At 26.8% G+C, this 12,404-nt stretch carries 13 protein-coding genes; 6 read left to right on the top strand and 7 right to left on the bottom strand.

Annotation, left to right across the window (positions count from 1 at the left end; genetic code table 11):
* Positions 1-317: 317 nt before the first annotated feature.
* Positions 318-1,364 (top strand): C40 family peptidase, encoded by a 1,047-nt coding sequence (locus HBE96_RS02770; protein WP_169296240.1) that lies wholly within the window; start codon positions 318-320, stop codon positions 1,362-1,364.
* 135 nt (positions 1,365-1,499) lie between these two features.
* On the opposite strand, the gene HBE96_RS02765 is transcribed toward HBE96_RS02770, so the two are convergent.
* Entirely contained in the window at positions 1,500-1,745 is a 246-nt protein-coding gene (locus HBE96_RS02765) for an AbrB/MazE/SpoVT family DNA-binding domain-containing protein (protein WP_169296239.1), read from the bottom strand.
* A 563-nt stretch (positions 1,746-2,308) separates the two neighbouring features.
* Here HBE96_RS02765 and HBE96_RS02760 point away from each other — a divergent pair.
* Positions 2,309-3,538 (top strand): HD domain-containing protein, encoded by a 1,230-nt coding sequence (locus tag HBE96_RS02760; RefSeq protein ID WP_169296238.1) that lies wholly within the window; start codon positions 2,309-2,311, stop codon positions 3,536-3,538.
* Between the two features lie 109 nt (positions 3,539-3,647).
* On the top strand, positions 3,648-4,292 hold the full coding sequence (gene fsa, locus HBE96_RS02755; protein WP_169296237.1) for a fructose-6-phosphate aldolase: 645 nt from the start codon (positions 3,648-3,650) through the stop codon (positions 4,290-4,292).
* 412 nt (positions 4,293-4,704) lie between these two features.
* On the opposite strand, the gene HBE96_RS02750 is transcribed toward fsa, so the two are convergent.
* From HBE96_RS02750 to HBE96_RS02740, 3 genes are read right to left on the bottom strand one after another with little or no spacing between them, the layout of a single operon-like run.
* A complete protein-coding gene (locus tag HBE96_RS02750; protein ID WP_169296236.1) occupies positions 4,705-5,361 on the bottom strand; it encodes a DUF1292 domain-containing protein in 657 nt (218 codons plus the stop codon).
* 12 nt (positions 5,362-5,373) lie between these two features.
* Entirely contained in the window at positions 5,374-6,024 is a 651-nt protein-coding gene (locus tag HBE96_RS02745) for a PspA/IM30 family protein (protein ID WP_169296235.1), read from the bottom strand.
* Positions 6,025-6,045: 21 nt separating this feature from the next.
* Positions 6,046-6,618, bottom strand: a complete 573-nt coding sequence (locus tag HBE96_RS02740) for a hypothetical protein (RefSeq protein ID WP_169296234.1) — start codon at positions 6,616-6,618, stop codon at positions 6,046-6,048.
* A 429-nt stretch (positions 6,619-7,047) separates the two neighbouring features.
* Between HBE96_RS02740 and HBE96_RS02735 the strand changes: the two genes are divergently transcribed.
* Entirely contained in the window at positions 7,048-7,647 is a 600-nt protein-coding gene (locus HBE96_RS02735; protein WP_169296233.1) for a DUF1836 domain-containing protein, read from the top strand.
* A gap of 205 nt (positions 7,648-7,852) precedes the next feature.
* Positions 7,853-8,869: an AI-2E family transporter gene (locus tag HBE96_RS02730; RefSeq protein ID WP_169296232.1), complete on the top strand. Its 1,017-nt coding sequence runs from the start codon at positions 7,853-7,855 to the stop codon at positions 8,867-8,869.
* A gap of 44 nt (positions 8,870-8,913) precedes the next feature.
* Here HBE96_RS02730 and ispF read toward each other — a convergent pair whose 3' ends face one another.
* A complete protein-coding gene (gene ispF, locus HBE96_RS02725) occupies positions 8,914-9,387 on the bottom strand; it encodes a 2-C-methyl-D-erythritol 2,4-cyclodiphosphate synthase (protein WP_169296231.1) in 474 nt (157 codons plus the stop codon).
* Between the two features lie 69 nt (positions 9,388-9,456).
* Complete coding sequence (locus HBE96_RS02720; protein ID WP_169296230.1) at positions 9,457-9,630, bottom strand: hypothetical protein; 174 nt, start codon at positions 9,628-9,630, stop codon at positions 9,457-9,459.
* Positions 9,631-10,469: 839 nt separating this feature from the next.
* Between HBE96_RS02720 and HBE96_RS02715 the strand changes: the two genes are divergently transcribed.
* Positions 10,470-11,408, top strand: a complete 939-nt coding sequence (locus tag HBE96_RS02715) for a polysaccharide deacetylase family protein (RefSeq protein WP_169296229.1) — start codon at positions 10,470-10,472, stop codon at positions 11,406-11,408.
* A gap of 24 nt (positions 11,409-11,432) precedes the next feature.
* On the opposite strand, the gene rluF is transcribed toward HBE96_RS02715, so the two are convergent.
* Positions 11,433-12,161: a 23S rRNA pseudouridine(2604) synthase RluF gene (rluF, locus tag HBE96_RS02710; protein WP_206154808.1), complete on the bottom strand. Its 729-nt coding sequence runs from the start codon at positions 12,159-12,161 to the stop codon at positions 11,433-11,435.
* Positions 12,162-12,404: the final 243 nt, after the last annotated feature.

Genomic DNA, 12,404 nt, shown 5'->3' with positions numbered 1-12,404 from the left:
AAAATGAAGGCCTTTAATTTTTTAATAAATTAAAGATTTTCATAGTATAATATTAACGATTTTAAAAAAATACCATCGTAACATTGAGATTTGACATAAATTAATGATATAATATAAATATGCAGCTTTTGGATGAAAGTTTATTAAAAAAATAATTTAATTATTTGACAACGATATCTTAAGGATAATAAATGTTTTTTTATAAACACAGATGTTTTAAGTATATATATTAAGGGGTATTTTAGCGAATATTCATATATACTTGAAACTAAAACAAAGAACAATAAAAAATATTTTTAACTAAGGAGGTTAACGTATTGAATAAAAGGACTTTATCTGTTGCTGTTGCTTTAACATTAGCAGTAACATTGAGTGGACCTGTTTTTGCTGCACCAACAAGTACTAATCCACAAATAGCTCAAGTTCAACAGCAGAAACAAGATTTAGAAACAAAAGTAGAAAAATTGGACAACCAAATAACAGAAATAATGAAGCAAATAGATGGTAATAAGAAAAGCATTGAAAAAACTACAGCAGATATAAAAGCAACTCAGCTAGAATTAACTAATGCAGAAAACAGCATAAAAGGACAGCAGGATGTATTTAATAAAAGAGTTAGAGCTATGTACATAAATGGGGCAGATAGCTATTTAGGTGTCATATTAGAATCTGACAATTTAAGTGATTTTATATCAAGAGTAGATACTGTAAAAAAAATAGTAGGTTTTGATGAAAAGGTAATAAATGACTTAAAACAAAAAAAGGATACAATATCAAAGAAAAAAGAAGCTCTAAACAATGAGAATAATAAGCTTTTAGCACTAAAAGCAGATAATGAAAAGAAATTAGCAAGTTTTAATAATACTAGAAGTGAGCAAAAAAACTTAATTGCAAGCTTAGATGCTAAAGAAAAAGCACTTAAAGCTGCAGATGTACAAGCAAATAGTTTAGTTGCTTCAGCTCAAAGTCAAGTTGAAAGGTATAGTGCAGCTTCACCTGCATTATCAAGAGGAGCATCATCATCAGCTAGTGCAATAGTTGCATATGCATCAAATTTCCAAGGTGTACCTTATGCTTGGGGAGGAAATGGTCCAAGTTCTTTCGATTGTTCTGGTTTTACTTGCTATGTTTTTGCACATTTTGGAATAAGTTTACCAAGAATAGCATCAGAACAGCAGGGTGTTGGACAGTACGTATCAAGAGACCAACTTCAACCAGGAGACTTAGTTTTCTTTGGATCACCAGCACATCATGTTGGAATATATGTAGGTAATGGATGTATGATTCATGCGCCACATACTGGAGATGTAGTTAAGATTTCTGAATTACATTCTGATTTCAGTGGTGGAAGAAGAGTAAAATAGAATATGATTATTAATAGTACTTGTAGTATGTATAAAAGCCTTACAAATTATTAATTTGTAAGGCTTTTTTCATGGAAGGTTAAATTTAATTGGTAAGTAAAAAAGCTCACATGAGTTTTCATGTGAGCTAAAAAATTATTTACTTTCTTTTAATTCTTTTAAACAGTTTTTGCAAATGTTCTTTCCTTTATAGTTTACAACATCTATTGCATCACCACAGAATATACATGCAGGCTCATATTTCTTTAATATGATTTGCTCACCATCAACATATATTTCTAAAGCATCCTTTTCTGCAATATCTAAGGTTCTTCTTAGTTCTATAGGAATAACTATTCTTCCTAATTCATCTACTCTTCTTACTACTCCAGTTGATTTCATTTATAAATCCTCCTCTAACTCCATAATTCGACATATGTTTAATTAAATAATAGCAAATATGACATTAAAAGTCAATATAATTTAAGAAATAAATTTACAAATTTCTTATTCACTTCCATCTATAGTTAATATACTACCAAAATATACAAATGTCAATATGTTTTTATTACAAAATACATTTTTTTACTGTACGATAGAATGCTGATAAATCAATGGATATAGAAAAAACACAATAAAATGTTATAACTAATTATGGAAAAAAAGGAAGTAATATTAAGAAAAAATAAAATAGTAATTATATGGATAATAAAAAGCTAAATGTCGAAAGCTATTTAAAACAACAGGAAATGACTAGTTAATAGTTCTAATTAAGAGTATATTTACATTGAGAAAGTAAGTGATAAAATACATAATTTAAAAACTAGAATATGTAGATAATTTATTTGTAATCATGGGATGAATTTTTATGATATGTTTCTTTGTATTATGAAAAAACAAGTAAAATTTTAATTTCCATATAATTGTGTGTGTATGATAAAATAATGAGGAGTAGGTGATAATAAGTGAATAGTGTAAATGAATTTTTAAAAGTATTAAGAAATAGTTTGAATGAAGTAGGAGGTGAAGCATACATAGTAGGAGAGTTTGTAAGAGAAAAACTTATAAATTTTAAAAATCAGCCCGGAAATTTAAATATTTTATATGATGGGGACATAAATAAATTATTGATATCCTTAGAAGATGTAAAATACAAATTTTTGCCCATACAAGATAATGACGAAGTTTATATATATGATGATGGAAATATTAATTTTAATATAGAAAGGTTAAAGGAAAAAGGTATCGAGGAGTATTTGGGAAAAAGGGATTTTTCTATAAATTCAATCTGTGTTAAAATTTTAGGAAACAAAATAATTGATCCGTTTAACGGGAGAAGGGCTATAGAATGCAGGATAATTAAACATATAAATGATACTAGCATCGAGCAAGATCCAGTCAGAATTTTAAGAGGTATTAGATTTTGTATAAAATATGGAATGCATTTTAATTTGGAGACTGAAAAAAAAGTAGTAGAAATGGCTTCTAAATTAAAGGATTGTGATAAGCGAAGCGTATTTAATGAATTTATGAATTTAGTACAAATAGATAGTAATGGAAAGGCTCTTGAATTTTTGGATAATTATAACATTTTAAAGTATATTTTTCCCTATGTAGAAGAGTTAAAAACTATTGGAAAGTGTAAGCATCATGCAGAAGATGCATTTACTCATATGAACTTAACTTATGAAATATTTAAAGATATTATTAATGGAAAAATACAAATTAAAGGTTTTGACTTAGGATGTTTAGAAAATTACATATCTAACTTTAAAATCAAAGATTATGTAAGTGTTGCATGTTTTTTACATGATATAGGCAAGTTTAAATGTTACAAAGAGGAAGAAGATAGTGTAAGTTTTTTAGATCATGAAAAGGAAGGATCTAAAATAGTTAATGATATATGTTTAGATATGAAGTTTCCTAAAATATCAATAGAACTTATGGTAAAGTTAGTGGAAGCGCATATGTGTCCACTGGGAATCTTTAAAATGGATGAAAGTAAAAGAAAAGAAGCTGCATATAAATTCTTTGATAAATACAATGAGTATGTTTACTTCATATTAATTCTTTCTTTTTGTGATAACTATGCAACCTATGATTATTTAAGTGGAGATTCAAAGCAAAATTATAAAAACTTTATTGAAGATATGATTAGAGAGTATGGAATTTATAAATTTAAAGTTAAGGAATAAATAGGAATTACATTTGTGTGAATTGCAGAATAGTAAAAATATAGGCTTAACTGGCTAAAAAATATGGTATAATTAAAAATATAATTATATATAGGAGGAATACTTAGTTATGAAAATATTTATTGATACTGCTAACGTAGAAGAAATAAAAAGGGTAGCAAAGTGGGGAATACTTGATGGGGTAACTACTAATCCTTCATTAATTGCTAAGGAAGGCAGAGATTTAAAAGAAGTTATTGAAGAGATTTGTTCTATAGTAGATGGTCCTATCAGTGCAGAAGTTATAAGCTTAGAAGCAGATAAGATGGTACAAGAAGGTAGAGAACTTTCAAAATTACATAAAAATATAGTAATAAAAATACCTATGTGTGAAGAAGGTCTTAAAGCAGCATCAGTCTTATCCAAGGAAGGTATAAGAACTAATGTTACTTTAATATTTTCAGCACAACAAGCTTTATTAGCAGCTAAAGCAGGAGCAAGTTTTGTAAGTCCATTTATGGGTAGATTAGACGACATAGGAAATGCGGGAATTACAGTTATACAGGATATAGCTGAAATATTTGATTTCTATGGAATAGAAACAGAAATAATAGCAGCAAGTATAAGAACACCAATGCATGTTTTAGATTGTGCAAAAGCAGGAGCAGATATATCAACAATACCATATAAAGTATTGATGCAAATGCTTAAACATCCATTAACAGATGCAGGTATAGAAAAGTTTTTAGCAGACTATAATAAGTCACAAAAATAAAAATAATTTTATACAACTATATAGTTAAGTAGGTTTTACCATATTATAAAATAAGAGCTGCGAAGTTTAGGATATCATCTTAAACTTCACAGCTCTTATTTTATAATATGAAACTTATTTTACATGAAGTTTCACATATTTGATATTTCAAATAAGTTTGCTATGTCTGTACTAATAAAAATTATAATCTAGTAATATGCGACATTTATTAAGTGATATTAGACAAAAAAACAAAGTTATCAACAAACAAAGTTATCCACATTGTGAATAAAAAAGCATGATTTTAGGCGAAAATCAACTATATCAAAGCATATAACTTATCCACAAAATCTGTGCATAAATTCGCAAAAACTGTGGATAAGTTATATTTCATGTGAATAAGCTTATAGTATTAATATACAAATTAGCTGGATTAAGTTTCATCTATACTCTGAAAAGTTGATACAATAAAATCAAATTCTTCTGGATCAGTAATTTCACCATAAGTATCTTCAGATATTCCAGGATAATAATGAAGTATGAATTTTTCTTTATTCATTATGTTCTGAATTATAATATACTTATTATCTAGTTCTACATCTTGAAGAGTTGATAAAACTACATAGTTATCATCTTCACCTGTTCGATTATTAGTTAAGCTTAAAGTAAAGCTATCATGTTTTGTAACATTTATTTTTTTATGATCACAAGAAACAATACGTGAGTTATCTTTACAGCCTAAACAGCTATCAAATTTGCAATTTGCAGTACAATTTAAACATTGACATTTACTACACTTTTCTAACTGAATTAAAGTATCTAAATTTTCATTCTTATATTCTTTAATTAAATCAGTATATTTGTCATTTTTAAACATACCTAGGAATCCACTTTTATTTAATTCAGATAATGCAGCATCAATAAGTTCCATATATTTTTTTAAAATATGAACCTTAGATACATATTTTCTAGATTTTAATGTGTTTTCATCTAGAAATGGTGAGATATTATTAATAGCATAAGTTATAGCTATATATACATTGCCATATTTATCTTTTTCTATTTTGAGAAATTCTTCAGCTTTATTCATAATAAACCCACCTTAATTCTGTTTGTATTTTTTTAACTCTTCATCAAGATCAGTTTCTTTTAATTTTTCAAATTCTTTCTCTAAAGAGTTATCTTCTCTTAGGTCTCCTAGGCCTTCTGCTAATGATTCCTTTTTCTGAATCTTTCTTTCTATATCATCTAAGTTTATTTTGTTGCTTCCAGCATCTACATTTGATAAAATTTCATTAACCTTTTTACTGGCTTCTGCATTATTAAATCTTGCTGAAGCTTCATCTCTATAAGTTCTAGTTTTTTCTATTTCATTTTCTAATTCTCTAAGTTTTGCTTTTAACGCTTCGGCTTTTTTACTAGCTTCTTCGTAACTAGTTTTTAATGAATCGTAAGTTTTATCACACTCTAGTTTTTTTGCGAGAGCCTTTTTAGCTAAATCTTCATTACCCTTACTCATAGCAAATTTAACTTTTTCATCAAATTCATCTGAGTCTCTTTTAGCATTAGCCATTTTTTTCTCGATTTCATGTACATTACCTAAAATTTGAGCGGAAGATAATTTTGCTTTATTCAAACTTTCTTCCATATCTCTAATCTTTTGATCTAAAAGCTCTATTGGATTTTCAACTTCATCCAAAGCATTATTAACCTTAGCCTTAAACATATTAGATATTCTTGAAAACATTCCCATAATATAAAATCCTCCTTAAAATTACCTTCTTTTATTTTTTATTAATTTAATAATAAATAAGATTATTATTATAAAAATTATAAACTTAAATATGCTTCCTAACAAGCTGCCTGTCCCATGACCATAGCCATAACTAGATCCATGTCCCCAAGGTATAGGTATAGGTATTGGAATAGGGAAAAATGACCGTTTACTACTGCTGTTGTAATTACCGGATGTACTATTGCTTGTATTACTATTTGATGTTTGTGATTTATAATCTCCCGAAGAAGATTTAGGCGAATTTGAAAAACTTCCAGATTTAAAATCTCCAGTTGAAGATTTAGAGCTTCCAGAAGAAGAATTAGGTGAAGAAAAACTACCAGAACTACTGCCGGAACTACTAGAAGAAGATTTAGGTGCAGAGAAGCTTCCAGACTTAAAACTTCCACCAGAACTCTTGGAGTGTCCTCCCCCTTTAGCATAAGCTACAATGTAGTTATTGTTGTTCATGCCTAAAGTACTTGTTAGTTCAGGACTAAAAATATCTACAGACATAAATAAGAAAGCAAGTAGTACGCAAATAAACAATCTTTTTTTATTTATTTTGTTCACCCCCCAAGAAAATAGTATTACTTTTTATTATATGTTAGCATATTATAACTCATTATTGGATAGAAATAATAATAAATTTCTTAGAATTAACTATAAGAGCATTATACAGTATTGAATACTTCTTAACAATATTTAAATTAACCTGTTTTAACAGCTTTTAAACTATTTTTATAAGTTATTAAAAGTAGAGGTGCGTGTATCTCCATATATCTTCGTATTTCAATGCAATATGAAGTAGTATCGTATAATATTTAAGTTGTAAAAGGTTTATATTAACCTTATAATATAAGTGTAAACAATTATATATAGACTATAAAGTATTGTAAAATATGTTAATAATAATACTAATCAATAAATTATAAAAGAAAGGTGGTGAAGATTTGGTTCCTAATTTATGAATGAACATGAATTAAGAATCAAACTGTAAGGATGGAAAAGAATGATTTTGGTATAGAATATATAAACGAAGTTGCCAAGAAAATATCTAAAAACACTATAGTATCTTATGAGGATTTGCCAAGGTATGATCTATTCTTATCACAGGTTATAGATTATCTTAATGACAAATTTTTAGATGAAAAATATACTAATAATATAGTTCAAAACTATATTAAAAATGAAGTTATATCAAAACCAGAAGATGGTAAAAAGAGGGGGTATACTAAAGTCCATTTAGCTCAATTGGTACTTCTTAGCTATATGAGGCCTATACTTACTACTGAAGAGATAAAAAAGGTATTTAGATTAGCTTTTAATGAAATAAATGATAGGGATGATGATATTATATCCTGGGAAAAAGCTTACAAAAATTTTTCGGATATACAGAAGGATAGTTTTGAAGAATTTATAGCCAAACAACATTTTAATGAAGATAAAATTCAAAACATAGTAAAAGGTATGAACTTAAAAAATGAAGAACAAGAAAGAATAAAAGTTTTCTTTGTAGTGATGACTCTAATTTGTCAGGCTAGTGCTATAAAAAAATTAGTACAGGATATAGTAGATAATTATGATAATGGGGAAGGGTAACACGAATTTTATATGATTTAAAATTTATAATGCAAATGTATATATTTAAAAACACCTGGTAAATTTATCGGGTGTTTTTTATATAATAAATAAATTTGTGATATTTTTTTCGAAGGTAGTGGGCGATATTGACGTATAGTATCATTAAAAGTAAAATTAAATAAAAAGATATTGTGATGTGGTGTATATTTGGAGATGATAACATATGGATTTTCTTAGGGAAATGTTAAAAAAGGAGATAATCAAGGAAATATCAGTCTTTATGTTTTTGTTAATACTTTTTTATCTTTTAAGAAATATAATAGACCTGTTTTTATTAACATTTTTATTTACATACTTAATATATAGTTTAGAAAAGGTTATTATAATGGAGTTAGGAAAATACATAAAGATAAAAGAAGTATTTATAATTATAGCTCTATATTCTGTTATTTTTATATTTTTAACATATTTTATGTACAAGTATTTGCCGTTGATAGTAGATCAAGGAATAACAATAATAAATGAAATAGTTGGAGGAAAATCTCAATCTGTAACAAGCAAAATAGAGCAGTATTTATATCCTTTAGTAGGGAAGGTTGATATAGGGAGTTATGTTAAAGGTGAAGTGAATAGTATATTTCAAGTTGTTAGGAGTTTGGGCAAATGGGGTATAAATATAATTTTAGCTTTAATATTAAGTTTGTTTTTTATAATTGGACGAAAGACAATTAAAAAGTTTTTATACAAGTTTAAAGCTAGCAAAATTTCAATGATGTATGGATATATAGTGTTATTCGGAAAAGATTTTTTAAATTCCTTTGGTAAGGTTATACAGGTACAGATATTAGTTGCTGTTACTAATACAATTATTTCATTAATAACATTAAGTTTTATGAACTTTCCTGAACCAATTGCACTAGCCTTTATGATATCTATGTTTAGTTTAATTCCTATTGTAGGAATTATTATGTCGTTAATTCCTCTTTGTATTATTGCTTTCAATATAGGAGGAGTAGTTAAAGCTATATATGTATTCTTAATAGTGGCGCTTTTATATGTAGTTGAAAGTTATGTACTAGCTCCTAAATTTATGTCTTCAAAAACACAAATACCTGTATTTTTTATTTTCCTATTTTTAATAATATCTCAGCGCTTTATGGGTATGTGGGGACTATTAATGGGAATACCTTTATTCATGTTTATTTTGCATATGCTTGGTATAAATCTTAATGAAAAATGAGAAGTGCAGTAGGTACAATGTATTGCTGCATTTCTCATTTTTTATTAAATTTCTTTAAGTAAACAAACACTTTGTGCAGATATGCCTTCTCTCCTACCTGTAAAACCTAATTCTTCTTCTGTAGTTGCTTTTACACTTATTCTATCAAGATCTATTTTTAAGGCGTCTGATATGTTTTTTCTCATACTATCAATAAATGGTGATAGTTTAGGAGATTGAGCAATTATAGTAGAATCTATGTTTTCAACTGTAAATCCCTTCAACGCTATAAGCTCGTTTACTTTTTTTAGTAGGGTTAAGCTGGAAATATTTTTATAAGAAGGATCTGTATCAGGAAAATGCTTTCCTATGTCTCCTAATGCTAATGAACCTAGTAGACTGTCCATTATTGCATGCAAAAGTACATCTGCATCAGAATGGCCTAATAGACCTTTAATATGAGGGATAGTTACTCCACCAAGAATAAGAGGTCTATCTTCGACAAGTTTATGTACATCATAACCTATTCCTATTCTCATAATAAAACCTCCAAAATTTTTTAATTATATTTTATCATATAAATAAAAAAGGTGCCAAAATATTGCACCTTAAGATATATCTCTGTTATAGCGAATTATTTTTTTTGTATCATTTGGGTCAGATGGATTATTTGTAGAGCTAAATATCTTTATAAAAAAATTTTTCAATATAGATAATAGAGAATGTTTTTTTCTTTTTGTTTTAGTTTTAGTGAAATCTACAAAAATAACTTTATCTCTCATAATATTCCCACCCTTCATAAAAATACATACTATACTAAAATAATAGCATAAAAAAATGGAAAAGTTAAGAAAATTCAAAATAATAATATTAAAAATGCTTTAAAAGTTATATCTCATAATATAGCATAAGCTTAATCACCTAAAGTATGCATTAAAAGTGTAAAAAGATATTATAAATATATGCTAAGTGTCATATAACTGGCAGTTATAGAATTTAAATAGTAAAGTTTTAATGGCACTTAGCATTAAGAAAAAAAGATCAAGTAATTCAGTAAATAGGCTTTGCATAATACATTATATGATTTGAATATTATATGTGTTAAAATAAACTTAAAAAATTAATTTTCTTATATTTAAAGTTATCCACAAGTTGTCCACATAATTGTGGATAATGTGTATAAGATTCAGTGGCTTTTATGAAAAATTTATTGGATTTATTAATTAGTGTATAAATATTTAACAAAATCTTGTGAATTTCACAAGTTATGAACAAGCCATCTGTGGATAATGTGCATAAGTTAAAAAACATGGGGAAAAAGAAAAATTGATAATAAAACTATTATATGTTCAAAAATAGTAGATAATTTGTTATAAATTGTGGATTAAGGAAAAGTAGTAACAGAGTATAATGTATTATTTAGTAATATAAATGAAAAATAAGAGTAACTAATACTAACAAGTTATCAACATATAAAATGAAGACAATGTGGACAAACCAATAACTAAAGTTTACATGTTTATAGTACAAATAAAGGATGATTTATATTATAATAAGATTTATCTATAGAATACGACAGCACTTTGTAAGATAAAAGTAAAATTAGGAAAGAAGTGAAAGTATGAATAAAAAGTATAAAAAGGCAACATTATTAATTGTTATTGTTCTTATGATGGGCTTAATTGGATATAATTTTGTTAATGAAAAAAAGGCAAAATCCCAAGATCAAAAAACAACAAAGCAGCAGATTAATAGCACTAAAGAAAATGATAGCTCCAAAAATAAGGTTCAAACTGTAGCTAATAATGAAAAAAATAGAGAATTTAAAAATGTACCACTTAAATATAATAATAAATCTGTACCTGTGATAATGTATCATTCTATTGATTATGAAGAAGGAAATGAGCTTAGAGTGCCTAAAGAAAAATTTAGAGAGCAAATGAAATATTTAAAAGATAATGGATATACAACTTTAACTCTAGAAGAATTGTACAATTTTATGTACAATAATAAACCTATTCCTGAGAAATCTGTAGTTTTAACTTTTGATGATGGATACAAAGATAATTATGAGAATGCTTATCCTGTATTAAAAGAATTCGCATTTAAGGCTACTGTATTTATTATTACTAACTGTATAGATAAAGATAAAGGTTTTCTAACATCAGCTCAATTAAAGGAAATGGATAAAAATGGTGTAGACATAGAAAGTCATACTTTAGGCCATGATAAATTAAGTGAATTACCATATGATAAGCAGGTAGAAACATTAAAAGGTTCTAAGGACGTATTAGAAAAGCTTCTTAATAGAAAGGTAAAGTATATAGGGTATCCTTATGGAAAGAGTAATAGTGAAACTGTAAAAGCAGCTAAAGATACGGGATACAATATGGCCTTTACTACTGAAAGTGGCTGGTCTAATAAGAATCAGGGGATATATACATTAAATAGGGTATATATTTCGGCAAATCATAGTATTAAAGAATTTGAAAGAAGGATAAGTGATTCTAACTATAATATTAGTGTTTCTAGCAATGAAAAAAAAGTTAAAGTTCAGTAAATAGGGGCTTCTTTATCCGAAAAATTAATTATCGGATGAAGAAGCTTCTTCAGTTTTTATAGAATTAGAAATTAACTTATTTATAGTTTTAAGTTCATCTGAAGTTAGGTATCTCCATTTGCCTATAGGAATATCTTTTAATGTTACATTCATTATTCTAATTCTTTTTAGATTTAATACATTATAGCCCAGTGTTTCACACATTCTTCTAATTTGTCTATTTAAACCTTGTGTTAATATTATTCTAAATACATGGGAACCTTCCTTATACACTTTACAAGGTTTAGTTACTGTATTCAATATACTAACTCCAGATGCCATTTCCTTTAAAAATGAATTTGTAATACATTTATCCAAAGTAACAATGTATTCTTTCTCATGATTGTTGCCAGCTCTTAAAATTTTATTTACAATATCACCATCATTAGTTAAAAATATTAATCCTTCCGAATCTTTATCCAGTCTTCCTATATGGAATATTCTTTTAGGATAATTTACAAAATCAACTATGTTATTTTTAATTTTTTTTTCGGTAGTACATATTATTCCTGCTGGTTTGTTTAGTGCAATATAAACTTTGTCATCTTTTTTAGTAAGAAGTTTACCATTTACTCTTACTTCATCCACATGGGTAACTCTAGAACCTAATTCTGCAACAGTACCATTTATAGTAACTCTTTTTTCTTGGATTAATTTATCAGCTTCTCTTCTAGAACATATACCTTTTTCACTTATAAATTTGTTTATTCTCATAGAATCTAAATTCTCTTTATGATTTATTATATTCTTGTGCAACTGAACAAAACCTTCTTTCTTTTCATAGTGATTTAATTATGTGCAAATTTTAAACTTTTATTTATAAATAATATCAAATTTTTAAGTTAATTAGCAAGTTTTATGCAAATTAGACGAATATTCATAATGTGGGCAGATAAAAGTTGCATAAATAAGTATGAAAGTTTATAATATATTATTATATGGAAAAAAATGGAGGAA

Source organism: Clostridium muellerianum (genome assembly GCF_012926525.1).
Taxonomy (GTDB): Bacteria; Bacillota; Clostridia; order Clostridiales; family Clostridiaceae; genus Clostridium_AM; species Clostridium_AM muellerianum.
This window is presented reverse-complemented; position numbering and strand designations above follow the sequence as displayed.

Coding starts and splice junctions, on each gene's coding strand:
- HBE96_RS02750 (WP_169296236.1), bottom strand. CDS start 5,361: ATGAATAAAGCTGAAGAATTTCTCAAAATAGAAAAAGATAAATATGGC.
- rluF (WP_206154808.1), bottom strand. CDS start 12,161: ATGAGAATAAACAAATTTATAAGTGAAAAAGGTATATGTTCTAGAAGA.
- HBE96_RS02715 (WP_169296229.1), top strand. CDS start 10,470: ATGAATAAAAAGTATAAAAAGGCAACATTATTAATTGTTATTGTTCTT.
- HBE96_RS02735 (WP_169296233.1), top strand. CDS start 7,048: ATGGAAAAGAATGATTTTGGTATAGAATATATAAACGAAGTTGCCAAG.
- HBE96_RS02745 (WP_169296235.1), bottom strand. CDS start 6,024: ATGGGAATGTTTTCAAGAATATCTAATATGTTTAAGGCTAAGGTTAAT.
- fsa (WP_169296237.1), top strand. CDS start 3,648: ATGAAAATATTTATTGATACTGCTAACGTAGAAGAAATAAAAAGGGTA.
- HBE96_RS02730 (WP_169296232.1), top strand. CDS start 7,853: ATGGATTTTCTTAGGGAAATGTTAAAAAAGGAGATAATCAAGGAAATA.
- HBE96_RS02765 (WP_169296239.1), bottom strand. CDS start 1,745: ATGAAATCAACTGGAGTAGTAAGAAGAGTAGATGAATTAGGAAGAATA.
- HBE96_RS02720 (WP_169296230.1), bottom strand. CDS start 9,630: ATGAGAGATAAAGTTATTTTTGTAGATTTCACTAAAACTAAAACAAAA.
- ispF (WP_169296231.1), bottom strand. CDS start 9,387: ATGAGAATAGGAATAGGTTATGATGTACATAAACTTGTCGAAGATAGA.